We start from the raw sequence: 26,933 nt of genomic DNA, 5'->3' as shown, positions 1-26,933 counted from the left end.
GGACAACCGATGTCACGGATGGCGGGCAAGGTCGCCTTCATCACCGGTGCCGGGAACGGCATGGGACGCAGTCACGCGGTCCGGCTCGCGGAGGAGGGCGCCGACGTCGTCGTCGTCGATCTGCCGTCGGCCGAAGCGGATCTCGCCGAAACCGGAAGGCTGGTCGGCGAACTCGGCCGGCGCGCAGTCGTCGCCCACGCCGATGTGCGTGACCCGTCCGCGTTGCGGGCGGCCGTCGACGCCGGAGTCGCGGAATTGGGGCCCCTCGACGTCGTCGTCGCGAACGCGGGTGTCTGCGACAACCCCGGCCCGGCGTGGTCGATCGACGACGCGGACTGGCACCGATCGCTCGACGTCAACCTCACCGGCGTCTGGAACACGGCGAAGGCCGCGGTCCCGGCGATGCGGGACGGTGGCGGTTCCGTCGTGATCGTCAGTTCGACCGCCGGCATCAAGGCGGTGGCCGGGGCCGCCCACTATTCGGCGTCCAAGACCGCCGTGGTCGGGTTGGCCCGGACCCTCGCGAATGAACTCGGACCGCAGTTCATCCGGGTGAACGTGCTGCACCCCGGCGCCGTCGGCACCCGCATGACCTTGAACCCCGCGACGATGGCACGGCTGCGGCCGGACCTCGAGAATCCGACCCGGGACGACGTCGTCCCCGTCCTCGCGGCGAACCACATGCTGCCCGTTCCGTGGCTGGACTCGCGGGATGTCAGCAATGCGCTGCTGTTCCTGGCCTCGGACGAATCGCGATACATCACCGGCACACAACTCGTGGTCGACGCCGGACTGACCCAGAAGGTGTAGAGATGACAGGTCGAGTGGACGGAAGAGTCGTCCTGGTCACCGGTGCCGCACGCGGGATCGGCCGGGCGCAGGCGTTGCGGTTCGCACAGGAGGGCGCGAACGTCGTGGCCGTCGACCTGTGTGGCCCGGTCGGCACGGTGGTGACGCCACCGGCGAGCCCGGAGGATCTCGAGGAGACCGCGAAACTGGTCCGGGACACCGGCCGCCGGATCGTGACCGCGCAGGTGGACGTGCGCGACGGCACGGCGCTCGCCGAGGCGGTCACCGCGGCGGCCGGCGAACTGGGCGGGCTGGACTTCGTGTGCGCCACGGCAGGCATCACGTCCTCGGGTGCCGCGTTGGAGCTCGACTCCGAGACGTGGCAGACGATGCTCGACGTCAATCTGACGGGGGTGTGGCAGACGTGCAAGGCGGCGGCGCCGCACCTGATCGAGCGGGGCGGCGGGGCGATGATCCTGACGAGTTCCATCGCCGGGCTGCGCGGGCTCGTCGGCGTCGCCCACTACACCGCGGCCAAGCACGGGGTGGTGGGCCTGATGCGGTCGCTGGCCAAGGAGCTCGCGCCGCACCGGGTGCGGGTCAACAGCGTGCATCCCACGAACGTGGACACGGACATGATCCAGAACGACATGGTGCGGCGGGCGTTCCGGCCCGACCTCGAGCACCCCACCCGCGAAGAGTTCGCGGCGGCGGCCGTGACGATGAACATGCTGTCGATTCCGTGGATCGAGCCGGTCGACGTGGCCAATGCCGCGCTGTTCCTGGCCTCGGACGAGGCGCGGTACATCACGTCCGTCGCCCTGCCGGTCGACGCGGGCAGCGTCAGCCGATGACCGCCGCGGGCGGCGTTGGCCGGTAATCCCCGAGTCCGCCTCCACCCCTGACGATCCGTGGTAGAACAGGTGTCAGTTTTGGGGGCGGACGAAGGGTGAATTCCGTGGATCTCGAGGCCGTCGCCGCGATCAGCAGGCTCAAGTACGCGTATCTGCGGGCCCTGGACACGAAATGCTGGGACGAGTTCGCCGACACGCTTCTTCCCGACGCAACGGCGAACTACGGCGAGCATCTCGCGTTCGAGTCGCGGGACGCGCTCGTCGAATTCATGAAGTCGAATCTGGGGCCGCAGACCATCACCGAACACCACTGCGGTCACCCGGAGATCGACGTCGACGGCGACACGGCGACCGGACGCTGGTACCTCTCCGACATCGTGCTGATCCCGGAGCACGACATGGTGCTGCGCGGGGCGGCGTTCTACTCCGACCGCTACGTCCGCGGACCGGACGGCCGATGGCGGATCGCCCACACCGGATACGAGCGCACATACGAGGCGGTGATGTCGCTGGCCGACATTCCCAGCTTCCGGCTGACGTCCAACCGGTGGGCAGCCGACACGGAACCCGGCAAAGGAGACTCGTGATGGGGACACTGGACGGCAAGGTCGCACTGATCACCGGCGCCGGTCAGGGGGTGGGCGCCGGCATGGCGTTCGCGCTGGCCAAGGAAGGCGCCCGGATCGCGGTGGTCGGGCGAACAGAGTCGAAACTCGTCGACACGTGCGCCGCCATCGCCGACTTCGGCGGCGTCGCCGAGCCGATCGTCTGCGACGTCAGCAAACGCGATCAACTGGGCCCGATGGTCGACCGAGTCGTGGACGCATTCGGTGGCATCGACATCCTCGTCAACAACGCCAACGCGAGCACGCTCGGACCGCTCCTGGACATCACTCCGAAACTATTGGACCGTGCCATGGCCGTCGGTCCGGTGGCCACCCTGTTCCTCATGCAGCTGTGCTACCCGCACCTGAAGGCGCGCGGCGGCGGCTCGATCATCAACCTCGTCAGCTCCTCGGCGGTGCGGTGGGACACCAGCGGTTACGGCCTCTACGCGGCCACCAAGGAAGCGATGCGCTCGCTCACCCGGACCGCGGCCAGCGAATGGGGACCCGACGGAATCCGCGTCAACGCGATTGCGCCGCACGCACTGTCGCCGGGCCTGAAATGGTGGACGGAGAACAACCCCGAGGAGGCCGCCGAGTTCGTGAAGTCGATCCCGCTCGGCCGGATCGGCGACTGCGAGCAGGACATCGGACGTGCCGTCGTCTTCCTTGTCGGTCCCGACGCCGGCTACCTGTCGGGTGCCACCATCCCGCTCGACGGTGGTCAGGCGCGCTGGAGCTGATCGCCGCCGATTGCCCCGAGCTTGCTCATTTCCCTCCCATCCGGTAGGAATTGCTTCGTGCATACGACTCACCTGGTGCGACGCCTCACCGTCGACCTGTGCCGTACGTGCGCCAACATCTGTTGTTGCTGATGGTCCGGCGCGCGTACCGCGTGCTGTCCACTCCTCGGTAGCCTCCGGCATCCGGTCATTCCTCACGCATTCTCCGCGTTCGCAGGTCCGGGCCGTTGCGCCCGTACCCAGGCACCAGCACCTTCGCGGAAAGACACCATGAGTACTGCATTCGAAACCAGAACAGCGTCGTTGACGCTCGACAAGTTCGGCCCCCACTTCGGGGCCGAGATCATCGGCCTGGACGTCGCGTCCGCCACCGACGACGAGGTCGCCGCGATCCGTTCGGCGTTGACCGAGCACAAGGTGCTGGTCCTGCGGGGTCAGTCACTCGAAGACACGAGTCACATCGAGTTCGGTCGCCGGCTCGGCCGGCTGACCGCGGGGCACCCCGTCCACGACAGCGGCAACGTCGCGCAGGAGGTGTACGCACTCGACAGCCAGGACAACGGTTTCGCCGACGTGTGGCACACCGACGTGACGTTCATGAAGCGACCGCCGCTGGGGTCGATTCTCCGCCCCGTCGTCCTCCCACCGCACGGCGGCGACACCAACTGGGCTGACAGTCAACTCGCGTACGAGTCGCTGTCGCTGCCGATCCGGCAGATGATCGATCAGCTGACCGCGGTGCACGACGGCAACCGCGAGTTCGGGTACTACCTCGCGCAGAAGCGGGGCGGCAAGGGAAACGTCTGGGACGGTGAGGAAGTCACCGCGCTCGTGCCCGTCGAGCATCCCGTCGTGCGGGTGCACCCGGAGACGGGACGCAAGGGCATCTTCGTGAACCCGGGCTTCACGTCCCACATCGCCGGAGTGTCCGAGGAGGAGAGCCGGGGAATCCTCGACTTCCTCTACGCCCACCTGACCAAACCCGAGCACATCGTGCGGCACCGCTGGCGCCTCGGCGACCTCGTGCTGTGGGACAACCGCAGCACCGCGCACTACGCCAACCGCGACTACGGAACCCAGCACCGCGTCATGCACCGCATCACGCTGGAAGGTGACGTGCCGTTCGGCCCGCAATAGAGCAACCTGCGCATTCGCCGGGCGCGCGGCGTCCGCAGCGACTACCGTCACGATCCGTGACCCCGGCATCGGACATCTCACGACGCAAGTTCCTCGCCTCCGCCGCGGCGGCCGGTGGCGCCGCTTTCCTCAGCTCGTGGGCGGGTCCGGTCATCGACCGCGCCTACGCGCAGGACCCGGGCGGCAGTGGGTCGCTGAACGACATTGAGCACTTCGTCTACCTCATGCAGGAGAACCGCTCGTTCGACCACTATTACGGCACCCTGTCGGGGGTGCGCGGGTTCGACGACCCGTCACCGGCGTGGCAGCAGTACGGCTGGACTCCGGGTGCCGGGCCCACCCCGACCGGGTTTCTCAACCCGTTCCGGCTCGACACCACGCAGGGCACACACCTCGACGGCGAATGCATCAACGACCCCACCCATTCGTGGGGTCCGCAGCACGACGCGTGGAACGGTGGCGCGATGGACCGGTGGATGCCGGTGCACATCGCGCACGAGGGGCCGCTCAACGGTCCCGCGACGATGGGCTACTACACGCGAGCCGACATCCCGGTGCACTACGACCTCGCCGACGCCTTCACGATCTGCGACCACTACTTCTGCTCGGTGTTGGGACCGACGGACCCGAACCGGCTGTACTGGATGACCGGCACGATCGACCCGGACGGGCTGGCCGGTGGGCCGCTGGTCGAGACGCCGACGGTGATTCCCAGGTTCGTCTACTCCTGGCGCACCTATCCGGAGAACCTGCAGGAGGCCGGCGTCAGCTGGAAGGTGTACGCCAACAAGGATCTCGGTCCCGTGTCGAGTGTCGCACTCGACGGGATGCTCGGCTGCTTCACGCAGTACAGCGACCCGAATTCGGAACTCGCTCGCCGTGGTCTCGATCCGACGTATCCGAACGACTTCCGGGCCGACGTCGCGAACGGCACGCTGCCCGCGGTGTCCTGGATCGTGCCCAACATCTTCACGTGCGAGCATCCGGCGCTGCCCCCGGCCGCGGGCGCGGTCGGGATCGTCGAGGTACTCGACATCCTCACGTCGAACCCGGCGATCTGGGAGAAGACCGCGCTGATCATCAGTTACGACGAGAACGGCGGTTTCTTCGACCACGTCACCCCGCCCACGCCGCCGCCGGGCACCCCGGGCGAATATCTGACGGTTCCGCTGAACACCGTGTCGGAGAGCGAGAACAATCCGGGACCGATCGGCCTCGGTTTCCGGGTGCCGTCGCTGATCGTCTCGCCGTACAGTCGCGGCGGCCTCGTCGCCTCCGACACGTTCGACCACACGTCGCAGCTCCGGTTGCTGGAGAAGCGATTCGGCGTGCCCGTCCCCAATCTCACCGACTGGCGCCGCGGCGCCGTCGGCGACATGACGTCCGCGTTCGACTTCTCGTCGGCGCCGAACGCCGGCGTTCCCCTGATGACGGACCCCGGGCCACGCCTGCAGGCGGCGATCGCGCAGTGCGGGCCGAACGTGGCCGCGGGGACGCTCAACGCCGGTGCGCCCTACCCCGTCCCGCCGAATTCGATGCCCGTGCAGGAACAGTCGCCGCTGCGGCGTCGCCCCAGCGGGCTGATCATGTAGCGGACTCTCTGACTCCTGACTCCTGACTCCTGCTCGACGATCGAACGGCGGCGGTCGATCCGAGCTCAGGGGCGGAGGGCGTCGACCTCTTCGCCGGAGGTCGAGGGATCCGGCGTCTCGTCGGTGGGCCCGCTCGTGCGCTGACGGTAGATCCCGATTCCGACCACGACCACGGCGAGTCCCATCGAGACGTACATCTGGCTCCTGGTCTCCGGCAACACGAGCATGCCGACGCAGAGCGCGATGATGGCGGCGATGGTGCACCACGTCAGGTACGGGAACAGCCACATCTTCAGCGACAGGTCCTTGCCCTCCGCCTCGAGGCTGCGCCGCATGCGCAGCTGCGACACCGAGATGGCGAGCCACACGAACAGGGCGATCGCTCCCGAGGAGTTGACGAGGAACAGGAACACGGTGTCCGGGTACAGGTAGTTGAGGCCCACGGTCAGGAATCCCACGACCGTCGAGACGAGCACGGCCTGGCGGGGAACACCTGACGAGCCGATCTTCGACAACGAGGCCGGGGCGTCGCCGCGGCGGGAGAGCGAGAAGATCATGCGGCTCGCCGTGTACAGGCCGGAGTTCAGGCAGGACAGCACCGATGTGAGCACGACGACGTCCATGATGTTGCCGGCTGCCGGGATGCCGAAGGAGTCGATGACGGCGACGTACGGGCTCAGCGCGACGGAGGCGTCGTCCCAGGGGAGCAGCGTCACGACGACGGCGATGGAGCCGATGTAGAAGATGAGGATGCGCCACACGACGGAACGCACGGCGTTGCGCACTGCCGCCACGGGGTTGGCGGATTCACCGGCGGCGATGGTGGCGATCTCGGCGCCGAAGAAGGAGAAGACGACGACTAGGACCGCCGCGAACACGGCACCTGCCCCGTTGGGGAAGAACCCGCCGTGACCGGTGAGGTTGCTGAGGCCGGGGGCGTCGACTCCGGGCAGGGCTCCGCAGATCGCGAGGACGCCGAGCACCAGGAAGATGACGATGGCCGCGACTTTGATCGACGCGAACCAGAACTCGAACTCGCCGAACGACTTCACGGACGCGATGTTCGTCAGCGTGAGCAACACCATCAGGATCAGCGCCCAACTCCACTGCGGGACGTCGGGGATCCAGCGGTTCATGATGACGGCGCCTGCCGTCGCCTCGATGCCGAGGACGATGATCCAGAACCACGCGTAGAGCCAGCCGATGCTGAAGCCGGCCCATCGGCCGATCGCGCGGTCGGCGTACGCCGAGAACGATCCCGTCTCGGGGTTGGCGGTCGACATTTCGCCGAGCATGCGCATCACCAGGATGACGACGATGCCCGCGAGTGCGTAGGCCACGAGTACGCCGGGGCCCGTCTCGCGGATCGCGACCCCGGAGCCCACGAAGAGGCCTGCGCCGATCACCCCCGCGATAGCGATCATCGAGAGGTGCCGCTTCTTCAATGTGTGCTGAAGCTGCGGATCGGTGGTTCCTGACATGGAGAAATCCCTTCGGCGCTACTCCGGGTGTGATGTGCGTCGCTGATTCGGAAAAGTGTGTACGAGGCGTGGGGGCTCCGGAATCGCCGATTCGGTGAAATTGGTGCGGCTGAGATGGACGAAACGGCAGTACCACGCATCTGCGCCTTCTTGACAACGCGGAAACGCTATGGCTACCGTCACACTATTCAACCAGCGGACATTAGTTCGGTATGCGAACAGGATCTGTCCGGCACCAACCTAGACGGGACATCGGAATGAGCGATCACGCCTTCACCCCGGCAGCCGAGAAGCAGGCGCGAAGAGCAGCGCTGAGCAGTTTCGTCGGCGCAGTCATCGACTGGTACGACTTCCTGCTCTACGGGTTGGTCGCCGCACTGGTCTTCAACTCGGAGTTCTTCCCGAATGTCAGCCCGGCGATCGGAACGCTCGCCGCGTTCGCGACGTTCGGCGTCGGATTCCTGTTCCGGCCGCTCGGCGGTGTGGTGTTCGGCCACTACGGCGACCGCATCGGACGCAAACGGATGCTGATCCTCACCGTGCTGATCATGGGAACGAGCACCGCCCTGATCGGACTGCTGCCGTCGTTCGGGTCGATCGGCTGGTGGGCTCCGGTCCTGCTCGTCACGCTGCGCGCCATCCAGGGCTTCGCCGTCGGCGGCGAGTGGGGTGGGGCCGCGTTGATGGCCGTCGAGAGCGCCCCGCCGAAGAAGAAGGCGTTCTACAGCAGCGGAGTGCAGGTCGGCTACTCGGTCGGGCTCATCCTCGCCACCGGATTCGTCATGCTCATGAGCAACCTGACCACCGACGACGCGTTCAGCCAGTGGGGTTGGCGTGTTCCGTTCGTCGCCAGCGTCGTCCTGGTCGGAATCGGCCTGTGGATCCGCGCCGGAGTGCAGGAGAGCCCCGAGTTCGTCGAGAAGGTCGAGAAGTTCGAGGAGGAGCAGACCGCGCAGGACAAGAAGCGGATTCCCCTGGTCGAAGCACTGCGCAACCACCCGAAGGCCTTCCTCCAGATCATCGGCCTGCGTTTCGCCGAACTGTTCTCCATGTACATCGTGACCACGTTCGCGTTGAGCTACTCCACCCAGGAACTGGGGATGGAGCGCAACTTCATGCTCAACGTCGGTCTGCTCGTCGGTGCAGTGGGTATCGGCACCATCCCGCTGTTCGCCTGGCTGTCCGACAAGCACGGCCGGCGGCGCGTCTACATCCTCGGCGCACTGATCGGCGCGGTGTGCGCGTTCCCGTTCTTCATCTTCCTCGAGAACGGGTCGATGATCGGCACCGTCATCCTCGCCGTGCTCCTCGTCAACATCTCGCACGACATGGTCGTCAGCGTGCAGCAGCCCCTGTTCACCGAGATGTTCGGGGCCGAGTACCGGTACAGCGGCGCGGGCGTCGGCTACCAGGTGGCCAGCGCGATCGGCGGCGGCTTCACCCCGTTCATCGCGGCAGCCCTGGTCACCGCCAGCGGCGGGTCCTGGCACCTCGTGGCCGTGTACCTCGCCGGCGGCTGCATCGTCAGCGCCCTGATCGCGTGGCGACTGCAGCCCGATGCGAGTGCCGACGCGTCGGACGCCGCCACTCGAGCCGAGCTCGAGAACTCGCACTGAACATGGCGGCGCGGTCGGTGCCGGGAGTTGCCGGGTGCGAGCCTCGACCGCGTCGTGCAGATCGGGGCCGGTGGTGCCGGAGTCGCCGTCGCCTCAGGCGGTCAGCCGAGGGACAGGTCGGAACCGATCCGCTCCGCGGTCGCGACGAGTTTCGGCACCACCGACGCCGCGACGTCGTCCCGCGTGTACTGCGTGCCCTGCAGCGAGGAGTTGAGGGCGGCGACCACGGCGCCCGTCCGATCCCGGATGGGAACGGCCGCGCCGCGGATGCCGATCTCGAGCTCGTTCTCCGACATCGACCAGCCGTCGGCGGCGACCTTCCGGACGTCTGCGCGCAGGTGTTCGACGTCGGAGATCGTGTGGGGTGTGAAGGCCTGGAACTCGGTGGTCTTCAGGTAGTCGTCGAGCGCGTCGGCCGAAAGTCCGGCCAGCAGAACCCGTCCCGTGGACGTCGCGTACGCGGGGAACCGCATGCCCACCGTGATCGAGATGCGAATGATCCGGGGCGAGCGGACCCGCGCCACATATACCACGTCGGGACCGTCGAGAATGGTGACGGAGATGGTCTCGCCCAGTTCCTTCGCGAGAGCCTCGATGTGCGGGTCGGCGACCTGCGGCAGTCGCAGCGCGGCGAGGTACGAGAAGCCGAACCGCAGCACCCGGGGTGTGAGCGAGAAGTTGCGTCCGTCGAGACGCAGGAAACCCTTGTCCACCAGGGTGAGCAGAATACGGCGCGCCGTGGACCGGGTGATCCCGACAGCCTGCGCCACCTCGCTCAACGTGCGTTCCCGGTGCTGTTCGTCGAAGCATTCGAGAACGGTCAGGCCACGGTCCAGGGACTCGAGAAAATACCGTTCCCCCGACGCCGGCTGCTCGGCCACCTCAGCAGCCACCTGTTTCGCACACGCCGTCATGTTACCGGGCGACTAGGTGTGTCGGAGCCGGCTGAACGCCGCGTCCAGTGTGGCGAGTCCGCTCGCGTCGATGAGGAAATCGGTTTCGAGAGTGTCGCGGAGTTCGTCGACGGTCGCCAGTTCGCGCCGCTCGGACGTCCCGCCGAGGTGGTGCACCGTCAGCCGCGTACCGGCCAGGGCGTAGCGGCGGTCTTCCGTGGCCCGCGCCGCCATGAGTCCGGTCACGAAATGCGATCCGGGCCAGGTCGACAGGTACCAGTTGGGGGCCTCGTAGTCGACGGGGAACTGCCTGGTGAGGTCGAACCGGTAGATGGTCCGCCACTCGTCACCGACGAGTGCCTGCATCGCGTAGTCGCCCGCGACGTCGACCAGCCGGAACGGTTCCAGCGGAGTGTCCTGCACGGTGTCCAGTTCGAGGCGCAAGGTGGTGGTGAGGGTCATGCCGCCGAACCCGACGTCGATGAGCCTTCGCTCGCCGGCGACGTCGACGAGCAACAGCATGTGCGAGCGCGGAGTGACCGCATCGATCGGAGATCCCCACAGAACGCGGGCGGCGAGTGGCGTCACGTCGAACCCGAGCTCGAGCAGGACGGCCCGCAGCAGGAGATTCTGCTCGAAGCAGTAACCGCCCCTTCGGGATTCGACCAATTTCTGTTGCAGTGACGGCAGGTCGAGCCGGTTCGGTGTGCCGAGGAACGGGTCGAGGTTCTCGAACGGGATCGACCAGGCGTGATGTGCGGCAAGCTGGTTCAGCGTCGCCGTCGTCGCGGATCGGTCGCCGTCGTACCCGATCCGGTCGAAGTACCGCTCGAGGTTCAGATCGCCCGCAGTGGCCATGGAGCACAGTGTAAGCGCGGCGAATGACCGATCAGGGGCCGTCACTGGGGGAGGATGGACAGGGTGCGGTCGCGTGACGGGAGGACACCCATGGGACGGCGACGTTTCTCGGTTGCAGCGTTGCTGGTGGTCGTCACGTGCGCGGCATGCCAGTCCGAGGGGAGTCCGGCGCAGCCGTCGACGACCACCGCGGTCGCCGCACCGGCAGGCAGCGAGCCCACGGTGATCGCCGCCGACCTCGACGTGCCGTGGGGGATCGCGCTCCTGCCGGATGGGACGGCACTGATCGCGGAACGGGACAGCGGCGCGATCCGGCACCTGCAGGCGAACGGCGACACGACCGTGATCGGCGAGGTGCCCGGCGTGGCGGCGCGGGGCGAATCGGGACTGCTGGGCCTCGCCGTCTCACCGGCCTACGCGACGGACCAGACCATCTACGGGTACCTGACCACCGACGACGACAACCGGGTGGTCGCCCTGCGGTTCGACGGTCGCAGCCTCGGCGAGCCGGCCCCGATCCTGACGGGCATCCCCGCCGGATCGATCCACGACGGCGGCCGGATCGCGTTCGGCCCGGACGGCACGCTGCACGTCGCCACCGGTGAAGCCGGCGACCGGCCACGCGCCCAGGACCCGTCCTCGCTCGGCGGCAAGATCCTGCGGATCAACCCCGACGGGTCGATCCCGGCCGACAACCCCACGCAGGGATCACCCGTGTGGTCGCTCGGGCACCGCAACGTGCAGGGCCTCGCGTGGGACGACGACGGCCGGCTGTGGGCCACCGAATTCGGGGCGAACACCTGGGACGAGGTGAACCTGATCGAACCCGGCGGCAACTACGGATGGCCGGAGGTCGAGGGGCGGTCGGGCGAGGCGGGCTTCGTCGATCCGGTGGTCCAATGGTCCACCGGCGAGGCGTCCCCGTCCGGGCTCGCGTTCCAGGACGGCGCGCTGTGGGTCGCCGCGCTGCGCGGCGAACGACTGTGGCGGATTCCCGTGGGCGGTGACGGCTCGCTTGGCGAACCGCAGTCGCTGTTCGAAGGTGAGTACGGCCGACTGCGCACCGTCGTCGCGACACCGGACGGAGCAGTCTGGTTCAGCACCAGCAACCGTGACGGGCGCGGCGATCCGGCGGAGGGCGACGACCGCATTCTCATGCTCCGCCCGTGAGTACTTGTTAACCGCGGGCGGTTAAGAAGTACTCACAGGTCAGTCGGTCCAGGGGACGATCGGCGGCTTCACCCACATGATCTTCTCGTCCCGGTGCGCCGGGGTGGCGGCGGGATGGTCGGGGTGGCGCTCCGCCCACGCCGACTTCTGGTCGAGCAACTCGACCACGGTCAGCCACGTCTCCATGGTGCTCGGCGGGTTCGACCCGGCCGCCCGGGCGAGTTTCCGCAGCGTGCCGTCGGTGAGGTCGAGGAGTTCCTGACCGCTGATTCCGCGATCCCAGACATACCGCGCGAGTCCCATCGCCTTCTCGCGACGTCGCTTCGCAGCGCCTTCGGTGTGCGCGAAGTCGACTTCCTGAGGTTCCATCGTCTTCCCTTCTCGTGCGCGTCACCACGGTAGGTCACCCGTGTCTCGTCCCGGTATCGTGGGAGGACGATTCTCGCAGCAGACGCGAGCGGACGGCGCGAGCAGTAGGGAAGACGGACGATGGGCAGGCAGCGCGGCGGTCGGGCTGCCCGGACAACCGACGGGGGTCCCGTCGCAGGCGTGTACCCGATCGACACGGGCACGTGCGAACTCACCGAAGACCACCTCAACCCGCACGGCTGGGTGCTGAAGGTGAACGGGGTCGAGAGTTCCCACATCGACCTGTCGGATCCCACGCACCTCGATTTCGAGTACATGCGGTGGATCGCCGAACTGGTCGCTTCGCACTGGGGAACGGACCAGCGGGTGCGGTCCCTGCACCTCGGTGGCGGTGCCTGCTCACTCGCGCGGCATCTCGCCGCCCGGTATCCGGACGCCCGGCAGGTGGTGGTCGAACTCGACGGCAGGCTCGCCGAGTTGGTGCGCGAATGGTTCGACCTGCCGCGGGCACCACTGCTGCGACTGCGGGTGGGTGAGGCGCGGGCGGTCACCGAGACGCTGACGGAGTCCAGCCGCGACCTGATCGTGCGCGACGTGTTCGCCGGCAACACGACTCCGACGCCGCTGACGACGACGGAGTTCACCGGGCACGTGCGCCGGGTGCTGGCGCCCGGCGGGATCTACGCGGTCAATTGCGGCGACACCCGCGACCTCGTCCTGGCGCGCCGGGAGGCGGCGACCATCGGCAGCGTGTTTCCGCACACCACGGTCATCGCCGATCCCGCCATGCTCAAGGGCCGCCGCTACGGCAACATCGTGATCGCGGGCAGCGACGTGCCGATCGGCGACGACCCCGCACTCGTCCGCACACTGCTGGGTGGTGGTGTGCCTGCCCATGTCTGGGACGACCGGCAGGTGCGGACGTTCGCCGGTGCGGCGCGGGTGCTGCGCGACGCGGACTCCGGGAGCTAGACCAGCACCCAGATCAGCGAGGCCATCGCGAAGCCCACCACGGACAGGATGGTTTCGAGCACCGTCCACGTCTTCAGGGTGTCCTTCACCGACATGTTGAAATACCGTGACACGATCCAGAATCCGCCGTCGTTGACGTGGCTGGCGATGATGGATCCGGCCGACACGGCGATCACGATCAGGGCGATCTGTGGGGACGAATAATTTCCGGCTGCGATCGACGGCTCGATGACGCCTGCGGTGGTGACGATGGCGACAGTCGCAGAACCCTGGGCGATGCGGAGGGCGCAGCTGATCAGGTACGCGGACAGGATGACCGGGAGGCCGAGTGCGTCCATCGAGTCGGCCAGGGCCTGCCCGACTCCGGTGGCCCGCAGCACCGCGCCGAAGAACGCACCGGCACCGACGACCAGCAGGATCATGCCGACCGGCTTCAACGCCGCCGCGGACATCGCACCGATCTCCTGCGCCGTGATTCCGCGCCGGGTCCCGAGCAGGTACAGCGCCAGCAGGACGGCGATGGTCAGTGCGATCGTGGGTGTGCCGAGGAAGATGAGGACGGACAGTAGTGTCGAGCCTTCTTCGAGGACCACGTTGCCGACCGTCGCACCGAGGATCAGCACCATCGGCACGAGGATGATGAACGAGATCAGCCATAGTGGCGGCGGGTTCTTGTCGGCTTCCTTCTCCTCCGGGATGAACTCGTCCGGGACCTCGATGATCACGCGCTTGCCGATCCAGCTACCCCAGACGACGCCACTGACGAACCAGGCGGGGATACCGCAGGCGAGGCCCATGATGATGATCCAGCCCATGTCGACGTGCAGCAGACCGGCCGCGGCGACGGGTCCCGGGTGCGGGGGCAGGAACGCGTGGGTCATGGACAGGCCGGCGAGCATCGGCATCGCGTACATCACCAGCGACTTGCCGCCGCGCTTCGCCGCCACGTACACGAGCGGGGCGAGGATGAAGATGCCGATGTCGAAGAAGACCGGGATACCGAGGACGAGGCCGGTGACACCCATCGCGAGCGGAGCGCCTTTGGGCCCGAACAACTTCAGTAGCCGTTCGGTCAGGACGTCGGCACCGCCGGAGCGTTCCATCATCGCGCCGAGGACGGTGCCCAGGCCGATGATCGGCGTGATGTGCCCCAGGATGCCGCCGAACCCCTTCTCCAGAATCGAGTCGGCCGCCGACGTCGGTGTGCCGACCAGTTCGACCACCGACACTCCCGCGATGAGCGCGACGCCGACGCCGACGACGATCAGCGCGATGAACGGCTCGAGCTTCAGCTTGATGATGAGGATCAACAGCACGGCGATGGATATCGCCGCGAGAGTGAGTAGTCCGGCTGTGTCGTGCTGCAGCCAGTCGACGAACGACGTCATTGCGTCTCCAGGGGAGGTGGTGGGGTCGGGCGAGAGTGGGACTAGTTCGAGAGCGTGGCGACGAACGATCGTGCGCGGTCGGTGATGTCGGACCAGTTGCCTGCCGCGACGCTGGACGGTGGGACGACGCTGGTGCCCGCGCACACGGCCAGCGCGCCGGCGTCGAGGAACTGGCGGGCGTTGGAATCGTTGATCCCACCCGACGGCAGGAGTTCCACGCCGGGATACGGGCCGTGCAGGTCCGACAGGTAGTCGGGGCCGAGCCGCTTGGCGGGGAAGATCTTGACCGCGGCCGAGCCGAGATCGACGGCCATGGCCACCTCGGTGGGGGTGAACGCACCGAGGAAGACGGGAATCGACCGCCCCGTCGCGACTTTCGCGACGTCGGGTCGGATGCCGGGGGTGACGAGGAAACGGGCGCCGGCGTCGATCGCGGCGGCGGCCTGATCGCCGGTCAGCACGGTTCCGACGCCGAGGATGCTGCCTGCCGCGGCTGCGGCGTCGGCGGCGCGACCGAGGTGATGGAGCACGTCGGGCGTGGTGAACGTCAGCTCGACCGTCCGGATTCCGCCCTCGGCGAGTGCGTGGCACAGGTCTGCGGCGTCGGGGATGGTTTCCGCTCGCACCACCGTCAGCACCCGGTCGGCACGCAAAATGTCGATCTCGGTCATCGAACTGCTCCTCCTTCTTCGCGACGCAACGATCTTCCGGCGGTCGCGCCGGTGAGGCGGCCGTCCTCGAGGGCGAGGCGGCCGCGGACGAATACGTGGGAAATACCGGCCGCCGCCTGGCGCGGCTGCGCGTAGGTCGCGGTGTCGCTGACCGTGTCCGGATCGAAGAGTACGAGGTCAGCGGCGTATCCGCGGCGGACGAATCCGCGATCCACGAGCCGCAACCGCGTCGCGGCGCGGCCGCTGAGGTGACCGACACACTCCTCGAGGGACATCAGGCCGAGGTCGCGGCTGTAGTGCCCGAGGTAGCGTGCGAACGTTCCCCACCCGCGCGGGTGCGGTTTCGCGCCGACCAGCAGTCCGTCGCTGCCGCCGGTGTGCCGGGGGTGCTGCATGATTGCGCGCACGTTCTCCTCGTGGCCGACGTGTTGCAGGATTCCGCTGCCGAGTTGGTCGCGGATCAGGATGTCGATGCACACGTCGAAGGGGTCGCGGTTCTCGGCGACGGCGATGTCCGCGACGGTTTTCCCGACGTAGTCGTCGAGTTCCGCGTTCTGCACGCCGCTGATCTCGAGCGTGTGCCACTCGGCGATCACCCCGTGGCAGCCGTCGGAGCCGGTGACCTCGAGATGCTCCCGGATGTGTTCGAGGGCAACTGGATCCCGGAGCCGATCGAGCGTCTGTTCCATGCTGCCCGCCGACGCCCAGCTGGGCAGGATCGCCGACAGCGTGGTGGCGCCGGGAAGGTATGGGTAGGTGTCGAGGCTGATGTCCGCGCCGGCGGATTCGGCCGTGTCGAGTAGGGTCAGCAGTTCCGGGGCGCGGCCCTTGTTGGGTCCGAAGTTCAGCGTGGCGTGAGCCAGATGCAGTGCGCACCCCGCCCGCGACGTCAGGTCGACCATCTCGGCGTAGGCCTCCATGGCGCCGGCGCCGTAGGACCGGTGGTGCGGGGAGAAGTAGCCGTCGTACTCGGCGACGGTCCGGCACAGTGCCAGCAGCTCCTCGTTGTCCGCGTACATCCCCGGCGTGTAGGTCAGTCCCGCGGACAATCCGACGGCACCCTCCGCCATGGACTGCGCGACGATCCGCTGCATCTCCTCGATCTCCGACGGTGTCGCCGGCCGGTCGTCCCAGCCGACCACCAGGGCCCGGACCACTCCGTGCGGGACGAGATACGCGACGTTGGTGGCGACACCGCGGTCGAGGCGGTCGAGGTATTCGCCGACGCTCCGCCAGGAGAAGTCGAAATCCGAGGGATCGGTGTTCCACCCCGCGATCTTGCGCCGGACCACCGCGAGCACGTCGTCGGTGACGGGTGCGTAGGACAGCCCGTCCTGCCCGAGTACCTCGGTGGTGACGCCCTGGGTGATCCGCGACGGGTGCTCGGGGTTCAGCAGGATCTGCAGATCCGAGTGGGCGTGCATGTCGATGAAACCGGGCGCGAGCACCAGGCCGTCGGCGTCGATCACTCGATCCGCGCGAGGGCGTCCGGTCTCGGAGTGAACTGCCGCGGGCCAGATTTCGGCGATCCGGTCTCCGTCGACGAGCACGTCTGCGCGGTACCTCGGCGCCTCCGAACCGTCGACGACGGTGGCGGAGCGGATCAGTGTGGTCATGATGTGAGTCCTCGGCCGGGGATCAGAAGAAGGTGCGGATCAGGTCGACGACGACCGGATCGTCGGAGTCGTCGCCGACGACGGGAATCCAGCGCCACTTGTCGAACGCGGTGCACGGGTGCGAGAGACCGAGCCGGACGACGTCCCCGACACGCAGATCGTGTTCGGGCCGTGCGGGATCGAGCCGGAGGAACGCGTGCTGGTCGTTGACGGCGGTCACTTCGGTGCCGACGAGGGGCCGCGGCGTCGCCCCGAGTTGGTCGGCGACGGTCTGCGCGGTGGGGAGTCCTTCGTCGAACGGGACGTCGCGCTTGCCGGCGTCGAGCAGGGCGAGGCCCGGCTCGGGGCGGGACACCACCCGGGCCCACGTGTGCATCGCCGACGTGAGTCGACGTTCCTGCCTGTCTTCGCTGCGGCTGAACGGTGAGATCCCGGTGTAGAAGCCGTCGTCGTGGATGATGTATGCGCCGGCGCGGACCACCACTTTGGCTCTGCCACCGGCAAGTTCGGCGAGCACCTCGGCGACCACGTCGAAGTAGGCGCTGCCGCCCGCGGTCACGTACACGTCCTGACCCTCGGGGTAGCGACCCTCGGCCTCCAGTCGGCGATGCAGTTCGGCCATCGACCGGAGATACGTGCGGACCCGGGTGAGGGACTCCTCGGACGCGTCGTGTGCGAGGGCGCCCTCGTAACCGGAGACACCGGCCAACCGCAGTGCGGGGCTTTCACCGATACGTTCGGCCACCTCCACTGCCTCGGCCACGGTTCGTGCGCCGGTGCGTCCTCCCTCTCCGCCGAGTTCGACGAGCACGGGCAGCGGACGGACCACCGTGACGTGCGCAAGCGCCGCGGTCATCGCGTCGACCGTCTGCGGGGAGTCGGCCCACATCAGGACTTCGAGTTCCGGGTTCGCGTCCATCTGCTCGGCCAGCCACCGCAGCGCGGTCGGGTCGACGAGCGAGTTCGCGATCTGCACCCGGCGCGCGCCGAAGCGCACCGCCACCCGGAGCTGACCGAAGTTCGCGAGCGTGATGCCCCATGCGCCGCTGCGGATCTGCCGGTCCCACAGCACCGGAGACATCGTCGTCTTCCCGTGCGGCGCGAGGTCGACCCCATGCGCCTCGCACCAGGCCGCCATCGTGTCGAGATTGCCGGCGATGGCCGTCTCGTCGAGGACCATGACGGGCGTGCTGAAGGCGGACAGCCTCGGCTGCGTTCCGAGGAACTCGGTCTTGGTGAGGCCGTTCGCCGCGGAGGGGAGGGCTTTGTCCACGTCGGACAGGCGCAGCTCGTCGAGCTCCGCCAAGGCGCCGGAATCGAGTGTGTCCGGTCCGCTGATCGTCATCGTCGATCCTGTCGTTCGGGTTCTGGGGGGCAGGCCTTCAATCGGCGGGAGGGCCGTGAAGTGCAACGTTGCGCTATATGCAACGTAGATTGCGTTTTTGAGTCACCTATGTCTAGCATTGGCCTGGGTCATCGTCAACGGTCCGGTGTGGCATGCATCGCCGGGGCGAGGGCTCTCGAAACGCAACCCCAGTGCCGGTCCGAGCAGTCGTAGAGGTAACAAGTGCAGGAATCGACCCCCACCCCCGAGTCCGGTGTCGCGTGCCTCGGTGAGGCGATGGTCCTGGTGGCCCCGGACTCGACACTCCACCTGGCCGGCGCCGAGGCGAACGTCGCCGCCGGACTCGCCGCGCTGGGCGTTCCCGCCGCCTGGGTCGGACGGCTCGGCGACGACGAGTTCGGCACCCTCATCCGCACCGAACTGCAGGCGCGGGGTGTCGACGTCCGCGCGATCGACGTCGATCCCGACAGGCCCACCGGGCACTACTCGAAATCCACCGCCCTCGACGAGCATGGCGAGCCGCGAACCGACAGCCTGTATTCCCGGGCCGGTTCGGCGGCGTCGGCCATGGATCCCGGATTCCTCGACACACCGGCCGTCGCGGACCTGTTCGGCCGCGCCGCCGTGGTCCACTGCAGCGGAATCACACCGGCCCTGTCCGATTCGTGCCTCGCGCTGATGCGGCGACTGCTCCGCGACCGGCCGGGAATCTCCGGTGTGGTCAGCTTCGACGTCAACTGGCGTGAACAACTGTGGCCGGACGGTGACCCGCGGATGGTCGTGGAACTGGCGAATCTCGCCGATCTGGTTCTCGTCGGCGCGGACGAGGCCCTGCGCGTTCTCGGCACCGCGGATCCGCACGAGTTGCGGCTCATCCTGCCCGCCCCGGCCACCGTCGTCGTCAAGGACGGAGCGCACCGGGCGCTGGCCGTCGACCGAAGTGGCCGCAGCGTGGCGGTTCCCGCGCTGCGCGTCGACGTCGTCGAACCCGTCGGAGCGGGCGATGCCTTCGCCGCCGGATATCTCAGCGGGGTGGTGCGCGGCGAGGATCAGGCGCGGTGCCTGCGCCGCGGGCACATCGGTGCCGCCGCCACTCTGACGGTGGCAGCGGACTCGGCACCCCCGCCGCCCGCCGAACTGCTGGACGAGCTGCTCCGGTGCTCCGAATCGGACTGGGCGGCAACGAGCGTCACCGCCGACGGCTTCTCCCCCCGAGGAAGTGGAGTGAACGGATGAGTCAGAGTGTCTCCCGTGCCCTGCACCTGCTGGTGCAACTCGGCAACGGTCCCGCCAATCTCGACCAGCTGGCCGAATCCACCGGGGTCCACAAGACCACCGTGCTCCGGTTGCTGCGAACGCTGTCCGACGAGCGGTTCACGTTTCGCGACAACAGCAACCAGTATCACCTCGGGTCCCGCATCTTCGAGCTCGCCGCGCAGGCCACCGATCAACGGGAAGTGCGGCGCATCGCGTCGCCGCACCTCGTCGCGTTCAACCGCGAATACGGGCGCACCACACACCTCGCGGCGATGGAAGGAGGTGACGTGGTGTACATCGACAAACTCGAATCGCACGATCAGATCAGGATGTACTCGCGAATCGGACTGCGCGCCAACCTCAATTCCACCGCCGTCGCGAAGGTGATTCTCGCCGACCTGCCGGATTCGGAACTGCGGCCGATCGTCGACTCGATGGACTTCTCCGCCCGCACCGCCAACACGATCACGACGCCCGAACGCTACCTCGACGAGATCCGTCTGGTCCGGGAGCAGGGCTGGGCGCACGATCAGGAGGAGAACGAGCCGTCCGTCAATTGCATCGGGGTGCCCATCCGCGGCGCGTCCGGCCGCGTCGTCGCCGCCGTCTCCGTCTCGGTGCCCGACGTCGTGCTCAGCTACGAACGCGTCCTCGACCTGCTCGAACCCCTTCAGGCAGTGGGGGCGCGGATCTCCCGCGACTGCGGATACCGCGCCCAGCCCTGACCGTCCCCCGTCCACCCGAAAAGTAACGACACACAGGAGAATCGATATGTCCGACACCACCGTCATCCGCACCGAAGGCGCCCCCGCCCCCGCGCACACGTTCAGCCAGGGCATCAAGAAGGGCAACATGCTCCAGGTGTCGGGGCAGGGTCCGATGGACCCCGTCACCAACAAGTACATCGCGGAGGGCGACGTGCGCGAGCAGACCCGTCGCACGCTCGAGAACGTCAAGGCGATCCTCGAAGCCGGCGGCGCGAGCGTGGAGGATGTGCTGATGTTCCGCGTCTACCTCACCACCCGCGACGACTTCGCCGCGATGAACGACGTGTACGGAGAATTCATCGCGGAGAACGTGCCGAGCGGACAGCTGCCGTGCCGGACCACGGTTTTCGTCGACCTCCCGCACGAGGTCATGCTCGTCGAGATCGACGCGCTGGCAGTGACCGGCTAGGTCGCTACGCGGTGACGAGGTGCCGGCAGCTCATCCGCGGCGACATGGGCAGCTCGGTGAAGACGGGCTCGGACGTGTCCGCCGTCGGCACCTCCAGGTAGAGGTGGCTGCCGTCCGCGACGACCCCCTGCGGTTGCAGGCCGATCAGCTTGGCCACCACGTACGTGGCGCTCAGGCTGGTGACGTCGCGGATGATCCCGAGCCGCAGCAACGACCGCGTCTCCGCGATCGCCTCCTGCTCGCCGGCCCGCAGGACCAGCCGCAGTCCGGGTGACACGGCCTGCGCCGCCACGGACACCGCGATGTTGTCCAGGTCGTCGGAGCCGACGGCGGCCAGCGCGAGAGCTCGGCTCACACCCAGTCGCTCGAGGAGTTCACGGTCACCACCGTGCCCCACGACGGTCGGGATGTTCATCGACCGCACGAGCCGCAGGTTCTTGGCGTGGGGGTCGCGTTCGACGCCCACCACCGCGACACCGAGAGCCTGTAGTTCCCGGCAGAGCCGGAGCCCGACCTGGCCGAGGCCGACGACGATGACGTGGCCGGAGCGGGGCAGGACGCGGCTGCCCACCAGGCCGACCAGCCGGGGGCCGAGCAGGCGCTCGATGATTCCGGCGGTGAACATGGCCGTGAAGACGACGGTGAACAGCATCGCCACCGAGGCGAACACCGCGTAGGCGGGGCTGCCGTGGGTGTCGGTTCCCGGACCCACGGTGGTCACCACGCGCACCGCCTCGTTGAACGCGTCGAGCGGTGCCACGTGCTGGCCGAGCATCAGCCACAGCCAGTCGGCGAATAACACTGCGAGGAGCCCGGCGAGCCCACCGAGCAGGATGCGCGTGCCGATGTCGTGCGAGCGCAACAGTCCGGTCGCGCCGGTCGTCGCGGTGCGCCACCAGCTCCGCCGGGGCAGGTCGACGTGGGCGCCCTCGGGGTGGCCGTCGATCATGCGGACCGTCAGCATGTGCTCGCCCGCATGCCGGGCCGCGACGAGTTCGGGTTCCAGGCACGGACCGGCGAGCGTCGGGGCGGCCAGGTCTGCCGGTGACGTCACCTCGCACTGCGGAAGGAGCTGCGACAGCTGGTCCGCGACCGTGCGGTCGAAGATCGTCACCACCAACGGGATCGACGCCGAGATGTGCGCCGCGGCCAGCGCGTAACGCAGTGCGACGACGTCGTCGCGCACCAGTACGGCCATCCCGCAAGGTTCGTCCGCCATCGCCAGGCGGAGCTCGTCGTCGTCGGGGGCGACGAGATGGCGTACGTGAAAGTCCCTTTCGCGGAGGGACGCACAGACCCGTCGGGCCACGGTGGTTTCGCCGATGACGAGATATGAGTCGTTCACGTGTGGTCCTTCCGGCTCGGGATCACGAGAGCGTACCCGAGTAGAACCGCAGATCCCACACGAGAATGCCTACCGGTGAGTAGCCGGCAATGTCCTGGAACACGTTATCGGCCAATGATTTTTGCGAAACCGTCAGCCTACTCGTCGGTAGGAGCGGCGCCCTGTATCGCCAGGACGAGTCCGATCACGGCGATCCAGACCAGGCCGTTCGGAGCGGCGGTCAACGTGGTAGCGCTCTCCCGTCCGCCACGCGACGATGGAGGTCGAAGATCATCGCCGCAGTGCCGGGAACACCTCCGCGGTGACCGTGGTTGGGTGAGTCATGAGTCTCGATGCGAATGACGACCGGCGCCCACTTCTCGACCTCGTCGCCGCACACAACCGTGCGGTCCTCGCGACGATCAAACGCGACGGGCGCCCGCAATTGTCCAACGTGATCTACGCCTGGGACCCCGGCACGCAGACCGCGAGGGTGTCGGTGACGGCGGATCGGGCCAAGACCCGGAACGCCGCCCGCGACCCGCGGGTGTCGCTGCACATCAGCGCGACCGACTTCTGGAGCTACGCGGTCGTGGAGGGAGACGCGGAACTGAGCGCGGTCGCGGCGGATCCGCACGACGCGGTGGCGGACGAGCTCGTCGACGTGTTCCGGCTCGCGTCCGGAAAAGAGCACGACGACTGGGAGGAGTTCCGCCGCGCGATGGTGTCCGAGCACCGGCAGGTACTCCGGGTCCGCGCGGCGAAGGTGTACGGCATGGCCCAGTTGCCCTGAGTGTGCAGAACGTAGCTGTGGCAGCCGGTCCGAGCCGGTGGGACGATTGAGTCATGCGCAGGAGACGGTGGCCGGCGGCACCGCCGCCTGCCACGGAGGGAATCGTGGTGCACGGGCCGGTGGAGCTCGTGACGAGCCGCGACCTGAGCTTGCGCCTGGCGGAGGTCGTCGCGCACCCGACGGGCATGCTGCTGCGCATCGAGCTGGCGGCGAGAGGCAGATCCGCTGATCTGGCGCGCCACGAGACGCGTCCACTGGACGATCCCGACGACCCGTCGGCTCGGTGGTCGTATCTCGCGGTGAACGTGCAGGTCGACGATATGGAGGGTGTCGCTGATCCACGCCACCCGCATTCGACGTCGAAGTCCGATGCCGCTGACGCGTCCGAGTATCATTCCGCGCCGCATTACTGGATCAGCGACTACCCGGAGTCGGGAACGATCACGCTGACCGCGGGGTGGAAGGAAATCGGACTCCTGCCGAGAACGCGGACGATCACTCTCGGCCCGAATCCGAGTATGCGACCCACCCGGTAGACATACGAACGTGCCCTTCGGCGCCGTGGGAGCGTCGAAGGGCACGTTCGTCCTGCGAGGGGAACGCAGATCAGGGCAGGGGAACCCAGGTGCCGAAGAACCAGAATCCGTGCGGGCTCGGCGCGGGTGCCTGCTGCTGCGGAGCGTGCTGCTGCTGCGGCTGAGGCTGCGGAGCCTGCTGCTGGGCGGGGACGGGGTTGTGGCCCACCGGGTCGGCGCTGGCGACGCCGGCTCCGATGCCGAGGGCTGCGAGGGCGATACCACCGGTTGCGACGGCCTTGGTCACGACGGACTTCATGCGGTTCCTCCTGGAACGTATCGGATGCGGTGTCAGAACTTCCTGACACAGACCAGATTGCTGCCCGTCCCTGCTGAAACTCTTCGCTCAGCCTGTCAATCTCCTCGGTGTCAGCGCGGCTGCTCCGCTAGCTTGGCGGCGATCACGCCGTTGAGCCGTTGCAGACCGCTCGGGGTGAGGCCGTGGATCTGGCCCTCGATGCTGCGCACGACATGCGTGTCGCTGAGGACCTTCTCGCTCGACTGGATCAGAACCGTTCCGGCGCCGGTGAAGTCGAACTGCCGTTCCTCCCCGGAGTTGATTCCCATCATGTGGGCGCCCGCCGCGAGGAAGTTGCTGATCCACCCCTGGTCGTAATGGTGGCTCGGGGACGGGCAGTCGGCCCACCCGACGAGCGCCTCGGGGTCGATCCGGAGCGGCGGCTCGGCGAACATCACCGGGCCGTTGGACGACGCCAGGAACTTGCCGGTCCCGATGAGCGTCAGGAAGCCCGGCACGATGGACTGGTTCAGGGCCAGACCCGGCTCGAACGCAAGGAGATTCGACACCCGGATCGTGAGGTTGCCGTCGTCGAGGTCGTACGAGTTGATGTCGTAACCGCGGTCGCCGATGATCAGCTTCCCGAATCCTTCGGCCACCGCGTAGTCGCCCATGTACAGCGGCGCGGAGAACTGGTTGGCGACCATGTGCAGTGCGGCGCCGTGCAATCCGTGGGTCAGTGCCTGGAACTGCATCTGCCCGTAGTAGGCGATCATCGCACCCTTGCGGATGAACCAGGGCGCTGTGAGGTCGATGCAGAACGCGTAACTGTTGTCGGGAATGTTGTCGCTGGCGCCGAGAGTGGACGGATTGTGGATGGCGGTCACAGTTTCTCCTCCGAAGCCTGAACGTAGACGATGCCCTGACCGGTGCACTGCAATTGCATCGCTTCCCCGACGCCGCGGCCCATGGCCTCGCGCCAGCCGACGGCGGATTTCAGTTCCACCTGGACGCTCCCGTACGTGCCGACGAATGCGTCGGGGTCGACGAACACCGGATTCGGTCCACCCACAGGGAGTTCGATGAAGCCGCCGTGCGCGAGGAGGACCGCCGACCCGTACCCGGACAGCTGCGTCGTGAACATCCCGGTACCGGCGAGGGCGCCTGCCGCAGCGCCACGCAGGGCGTCGAGCATGCCGCGTCCGCCGCCGCCCTGACTCGTCACGGAGATCACCGAACTCTGCAGTCCCGCATTGTGAGCGAGCAGCCGGGACGCCTCGACACACAGCGCACCGCCCTGCGACATGTCGACGACGTGCACCTCGAGCCCGGCGTGGCCGTAGTGCACCTCGCCCTGCCCCTGCGCGAGCATCGTGCGTTCGTGCTCGCCCTGCATCATGCGTCCGGCCATCCGGGTGAATCCACCCATGCCCGCCATCGACTGGGAACCCGGCACCTGATGCGGCGAGAACTGGACCTGACCCGTGTAGAACAGCATCGCGCCCGTGCGGGCCACGACACCGCCGGCGGCGCCGACGTCGACCTTGACGACCTTCGAGTTCACTTTCGAGAAGACCATGGGGCTCATCGCTCTGCCGGTTGAATGGAGACGACGCCGTGACCGTCCCACCTGAGGGAGAAGGCCTCACCGTTGCCCTGGCCGACGGCGTTGCGCCACGACACGTCGGTCACGAACGACTGCGTCACCTGTCCGCGAGCCGAGACGAACGCGTCGGGATCGACCACAAGCGGGTACTGCGGCGACACCTCGAGGTGGATGAGCGGCCCGCCGGCCGACAGCAGTGCCACCTGTCCCTGGCCGGAGACGGTCGTGGTGAACAGGCCCTGACCGCCGACCCCGCCGCGCAGTCCGGTGAACGTGACGTTGGTGTTCAGGTTGCCGCTCAATGCGAGAAGCTGCTGCGACTCGACCTGCAGGGTCTCGTTCGCCAAGTCGACGACGGAGACGTACTGACCGCCCACCGCGAGGTACACGACACCGTGGCCGGAGCATTCCATCAGCGACAGCGCCTCGCCCGTGGCACGCCGCTTCATCCCGGCGAGCACCCCGTCACCGCCACCGAAACCTGCCGACTTGAAACTGACATTGCCCTCGTAGGCGATCATCGAACCCTGTATCGCCCGGATGGTGGTTCCGGCGAGCTGCGCCTCCACCACCTTCTTCGACTTGTCGAGCAGCCGCCCCATGGGTGCCCTTTCCAGTGTCGAGCGGCAGTGCCCGTGACCGAGTCACGAGCACTGCCGCTGGATGTGAGTACAGGCAGAACCTAGCCGACGGACACCGGGTCCTGCTCGTCTACGTCGTCTTCCACTGCGCCGGCCGCTGCAACGGCCTTGCGGTTGCGGACGATGCTGGAGATGAAGGCGGCACCGATGAGGGCGACGCCGACGAGTCCGGTGACGTTCTCGTTGACGTGGTAGCCGATGGACACCAGCAGGATCACGGCCAGTGCGCCGATGGCCCAGTGGGCGCCGTGCTCGAGGTACACGTAGTCCGACAGGGTGCCCTTGCGGACCAGGAACACGGTGATGGAACGGACGAACATCGCGCCGACGAAGCCGAGGCCGAGGGCGATGATGATCGGGTCGGACGTGATCGCGAACGCGCCGATCACACCGTCGAAGGAGAACGACGCGTCGAGGACCTCGAGGTAGAGGAACAGGAAGAACCCGGCCTTACCGGTGGCCTTGGCCAGCTCGGTCGGTCCGCCCTTGGACCCTTCGACCAGTTCACCGTCTTCGTCTTCCTCGGGCGTGTTGAACAGCTCACCGAGACCGTTGACGGCGATGTAGGTGACCATGCCGAGGACGCCGGCGATCATCACCGTGGACACCGTGTCCGCGGGGGCGATGTACGCGGCGGTGATCAGCAGCAGGGCGCCGGCGATGATGACGGCCAGCTGGTCGAGCTTGCCCGCGCGGGCGAGGGGCTTCTCCAGCCAGGACAGCCAGGTGATCTCACGCTCTTCGAGGATGAAGCCGAGGAACAGCATCAGCAGGAACATGCCGCCGAACGCCGCGATCTGCGGGTGCGCGTCGGTGAGCAGGGTTTCGTAGCTGGCGCTGCCGTCGGGGAAGTACGCGGCGCCGTCGGCGGGCGGGTTGAGGGCCAGGTCGAGGGCGGCGACGGGGCCGAGACCGGACGCGAGCCACACGATGACGAGCGGGAAGACCAGACGCATACCGAACACCGCGATGACGATGCCGACGGTGAGGAAGATCTTCTGCCAGAACTCGCTCATCCGGCGCAGCACGGTGGCGTTGATGACGGCGTTGTCGAACGACAGCGAGATCTCGAGGATCGACAGGATCACCACGAGGAGGACGGCCTGGGGGCCTCCGTAGAGCGCCGCGATGATGATGGAAATCACCGTCACGGCGAAGGAGAGACCGAATATTCGCAGAACCACGAAGCGTGGCCTTTCTCTAGTGGGCATGCAGGGTGGCTAC

28 protein-coding genes are annotated in these 26,933 nt (G+C 67.7%); 14 read left to right on the top strand and 14 right to left on the bottom strand.

From position 1 onward, the window contains the following. Positions 1-9: 9 nt before the first annotated feature. The 6 genes from FND50_RS30710 (at position 10) to FND50_RS30685 (ending at position 5,720) form a co-directional block, all read left to right on the top strand. Positions 10-810, top strand: coding sequence for a mycofactocin-coupled SDR family oxidoreductase (locus FND50_RS30710; protein WP_144288204.1), 801 nt, complete (start codon positions 10-12; stop codon positions 808-810). Positions 811-812: 2 nt separating this feature from the next. After that, positions 813-1,643, top strand: coding sequence for a mycofactocin-coupled SDR family oxidoreductase (locus tag FND50_RS30705; RefSeq protein ID WP_144288203.1), 831 nt, complete (start codon positions 813-815; stop codon positions 1,641-1,643). Positions 1,644-1,747: 104 nt separating this feature from the next. Beyond that, the gene (locus tag FND50_RS30700; RefSeq protein WP_005258953.1) at positions 1,748-2,230 is read left to right on the top strand and encodes a nuclear transport factor 2 family protein; all 483 of its coding nucleotides are present in this window, start codon (positions 1,748-1,750) and stop codon (positions 2,228-2,230) included. Beyond that, the gene (locus FND50_RS30695) at positions 2,230-2,991 is read left to right on the top strand and encodes an SDR family NAD(P)-dependent oxidoreductase (RefSeq protein WP_144288202.1); all 762 of its coding nucleotides are present in this window, start codon (positions 2,230-2,232) and stop codon (positions 2,989-2,991) included. Before FND50_RS30700 ends, FND50_RS30695 begins: the two co-directional genes overlap by 1 nt. A 270-nt stretch (positions 2,992-3,261) precedes the next feature. Continuing rightward, on the top strand, positions 3,262-4,128 hold the full coding sequence (locus FND50_RS30690) for a TauD/TfdA family dioxygenase (RefSeq protein ID WP_144288201.1): 867 nt from the start codon (positions 3,262-3,264) through the stop codon (positions 4,126-4,128). Between the two features lie 56 nt (positions 4,129-4,184). Next, positions 4,185-5,720 carry a phospholipase C gene (locus FND50_RS30685; protein ID WP_144288200.1) on the top strand — a complete coding sequence of 512 codons (1,536 nt, stop codon included), beginning with the start codon at positions 4,185-4,187 and terminating at the stop codon, positions 5,718-5,720. Between the two features lie 65 nt (positions 5,721-5,785). Here the strand turns inward: FND50_RS30685 and FND50_RS30680 are convergent, their stop codons facing one another. Beyond that, on the bottom strand, positions 5,786-7,201 hold the full coding sequence (locus tag FND50_RS30680; protein WP_144288199.1) for an amino acid permease: 1,416 nt from the start codon (positions 7,199-7,201) through the stop codon (positions 5,786-5,788). Between the two features lie 257 nt (positions 7,202-7,458). Here FND50_RS30680 and shiA point away from each other — a divergent pair, with 257 nt between their 5' ends. Continuing rightward, positions 7,459-8,817 carry a shikimate transporter gene (gene shiA / locus FND50_RS30675; RefSeq protein WP_144288198.1) on the top strand — a complete coding sequence of 453 codons (1,359 nt, stop codon included), beginning with the start codon at positions 7,459-7,461 and terminating at the stop codon, positions 8,815-8,817. 101 nt (positions 8,818-8,918) lie between these two features. Here the strand turns inward: shiA and FND50_RS30670 are convergent, their stop codons facing one another. Together FND50_RS30670 and FND50_RS30665 are read right to left on the bottom strand one after the other, a co-directional pair. Then, positions 8,919-9,698 carry an IclR family transcriptional regulator C-terminal domain-containing protein gene (locus tag FND50_RS30670; protein WP_061041231.1) on the bottom strand — a complete coding sequence of 260 codons (780 nt, stop codon included), beginning with the start codon at positions 9,696-9,698 and terminating at the stop codon, positions 8,919-8,921. 45 nt (positions 9,699-9,743) lie between these two features. Beyond that, the gene (locus FND50_RS30665; protein ID WP_144288197.1) at positions 9,744-10,568 is read right to left on the bottom strand and encodes an arylamine N-acetyltransferase; all 825 of its coding nucleotides are present in this window, start codon (positions 10,566-10,568) and stop codon (positions 9,744-9,746) included. 90 nt (positions 10,569-10,658) lie between these two features. Here FND50_RS30665 and FND50_RS30660 point away from each other — a divergent pair, with 90 nt between their 5' ends. Further along, positions 10,659-11,738, top strand: a complete 1,080-nt coding sequence (locus tag FND50_RS30660) for a sorbosone dehydrogenase family protein (protein WP_144288196.1) — start codon at positions 10,659-10,661, stop codon at positions 11,736-11,738. Positions 11,739-11,777: 39 nt separating this feature from the next. Here the strand turns inward: FND50_RS30660 and FND50_RS30655 are convergent, their stop codons facing one another. After that, positions 11,778-12,107, bottom strand: a complete 330-nt coding sequence (locus tag FND50_RS30655; protein WP_005251221.1) for a hypothetical protein — start codon at positions 12,105-12,107, stop codon at positions 11,778-11,780. 120 nt (positions 12,108-12,227) lie between these two features. On the opposite strand from FND50_RS30655, the gene FND50_RS30650 reads away from it, so the two are divergent. Then, on the top strand, positions 12,228-13,079 hold the full coding sequence (locus FND50_RS30650) for a spermidine synthase (RefSeq protein ID WP_005258922.1): 852 nt from the start codon (positions 12,228-12,230) through the stop codon (positions 13,077-13,079). Here FND50_RS30650 and FND50_RS30645 read toward each other — a convergent pair. From FND50_RS30645 to FND50_RS30630, 4 genes are read right to left on the bottom strand one after another with little or no spacing between them, the layout of a single operon-like run. Beyond that, positions 13,076-14,467 carry a GntP family permease gene (locus FND50_RS30645; RefSeq protein WP_005258920.1) on the bottom strand — a complete coding sequence of 464 codons (1,392 nt, stop codon included), beginning with the start codon at positions 14,465-14,467 and terminating at the stop codon, positions 13,076-13,078. The two genes, FND50_RS30650 and FND50_RS30645, sit on opposite strands and share 4 nt — an antisense overlap. A 41-nt stretch (positions 14,468-14,508) precedes the next feature. Next, positions 14,509-15,138 carry a bifunctional 4-hydroxy-2-oxoglutarate aldolase/2-dehydro-3-deoxy-phosphogluconate aldolase gene (locus tag FND50_RS30640; protein ID WP_144288195.1) on the bottom strand — a complete coding sequence of 210 codons (630 nt, stop codon included), beginning with the start codon at positions 15,136-15,138 and terminating at the stop codon, positions 14,509-14,511. Beyond that, complete coding sequence (locus FND50_RS30635; RefSeq protein ID WP_144288194.1) at positions 15,135-16,754, bottom strand: amidohydrolase family protein; 1,620 nt, start codon at positions 16,752-16,754, stop codon at positions 15,135-15,137. The genes FND50_RS30640 and FND50_RS30635 overlap by 4 nt, the downstream gene beginning before the upstream one ends. A 22-nt stretch (positions 16,755-16,776) precedes the next feature. After that, positions 16,777-18,099, bottom strand: a complete 1,323-nt coding sequence (locus FND50_RS30630; protein ID WP_144288193.1) for an amino acid deaminase — start codon at positions 18,097-18,099, stop codon at positions 16,777-16,779. 222 nt (positions 18,100-18,321) lie between these two features. Here FND50_RS30630 and FND50_RS30625 point away from each other — a divergent pair, with 222 nt between their 5' ends. The 3 genes from FND50_RS30625 to FND50_RS30615 are packed head-to-tail and all read left to right on the top strand — an operon-like array spanning position 18,322 to position 20,532. Continuing rightward, on the top strand, positions 18,322-19,335 hold the full coding sequence (locus FND50_RS30625) for a sugar kinase (RefSeq protein ID WP_144288192.1): 1,014 nt from the start codon (positions 18,322-18,324) through the stop codon (positions 19,333-19,335). Then, complete coding sequence (locus tag FND50_RS30620) at positions 19,332-20,081, top strand: IclR family transcriptional regulator (RefSeq protein ID WP_005258913.1); 750 nt, start codon at positions 19,332-19,334, stop codon at positions 20,079-20,081. The genes FND50_RS30625 and FND50_RS30620 overlap by 4 nt, the downstream gene beginning before the upstream one ends. A 46-nt stretch (positions 20,082-20,127) precedes the next feature. Beyond that, positions 20,128-20,532: a RidA family protein gene (locus FND50_RS30615; RefSeq protein ID WP_005251231.1), complete on the top strand. Its 405-nt coding sequence runs from the start codon at positions 20,128-20,130 to the stop codon at positions 20,530-20,532. A 4-nt stretch (positions 20,533-20,536) separates the two neighbouring features. Here FND50_RS30615 and FND50_RS30610 read toward each other — a convergent pair whose 3' ends face one another. Next, entirely contained in the window at positions 20,537-21,877 is a 1,341-nt protein-coding gene (locus FND50_RS30610; protein WP_144288191.1) for a TrkA family potassium uptake protein, read from the bottom strand. Positions 21,878-22,199: 322 nt separating this feature from the next. On the opposite strand from FND50_RS30610, the gene FND50_RS30605 reads away from it, so the two are divergent. Further along, positions 22,200-22,649 carry a PPOX class F420-dependent oxidoreductase gene (locus FND50_RS30605; protein ID WP_144288190.1) on the top strand — a complete coding sequence of 150 codons (450 nt, stop codon included), beginning with the start codon at positions 22,200-22,202 and terminating at the stop codon, positions 22,647-22,649. A gap of 53 nt (positions 22,650-22,702) precedes the next feature. Continuing rightward, the gene (locus FND50_RS30600; RefSeq protein WP_144288189.1) at positions 22,703-23,185 is read left to right on the top strand and encodes a hypothetical protein; all 483 of its coding nucleotides are present in this window, start codon (positions 22,703-22,705) and stop codon (positions 23,183-23,185) included. A 70-nt stretch (positions 23,186-23,255) separates the two neighbouring features. Here FND50_RS30600 and FND50_RS30595 read toward each other — a convergent pair whose 3' ends face one another. The 5 genes from FND50_RS30595 to FND50_RS30575 all read right to left on the bottom strand — a co-directional run bounded on the left by FND50_RS30595 (position 23,256) and on the right by FND50_RS30575 (position 26,893). Continuing rightward, positions 23,256-23,483, bottom strand: coding sequence for a hypothetical protein (locus FND50_RS30595; protein ID WP_144288188.1), 228 nt, complete (start codon positions 23,481-23,483; stop codon positions 23,256-23,258). A 110-nt stretch (positions 23,484-23,593) separates the two neighbouring features. Further along, entirely contained in the window at positions 23,594-24,349 is a 756-nt protein-coding gene (locus tag FND50_RS30590; protein WP_144288187.1) for an AIM24 family protein, read from the bottom strand. Beyond that, positions 24,346-25,041: an AIM24 family protein gene (locus FND50_RS30585; RefSeq protein ID WP_144288186.1), complete on the bottom strand. Its 696-nt coding sequence runs from the start codon at positions 25,039-25,041 to the stop codon at positions 24,346-24,348. The genes FND50_RS30590 and FND50_RS30585 overlap by 4 nt, the downstream gene beginning before the upstream one ends. A 5-nt stretch (positions 25,042-25,046) precedes the next feature. Then, positions 25,047-25,670, bottom strand: coding sequence for an AIM24 family protein (locus tag FND50_RS30580; protein WP_005258894.1), 624 nt, complete (start codon positions 25,668-25,670; stop codon positions 25,047-25,049). An 80-nt stretch (positions 25,671-25,750) separates the two neighbouring features. Continuing rightward, the gene (locus FND50_RS30575) at positions 25,751-26,893 is read right to left on the bottom strand and encodes a DUF475 domain-containing protein (RefSeq protein ID WP_144289202.1); all 1,143 of its coding nucleotides are present in this window, start codon (positions 26,891-26,893) and stop codon (positions 25,751-25,753) included. Positions 26,894-26,933 lie beyond the last annotated feature (40 nt).

Origin of the sequence: Rhodococcus sp. WB9 (assembly GCF_007558985.1) — a bacterium.
GTDB lineage: Bacteria > Actinomycetota > Actinomycetes > Mycobacteriales > Mycobacteriaceae > Rhodococcus_F > Rhodococcus_F opacus.
This window is presented reverse-complemented; position numbering and strand designations above follow the sequence as displayed.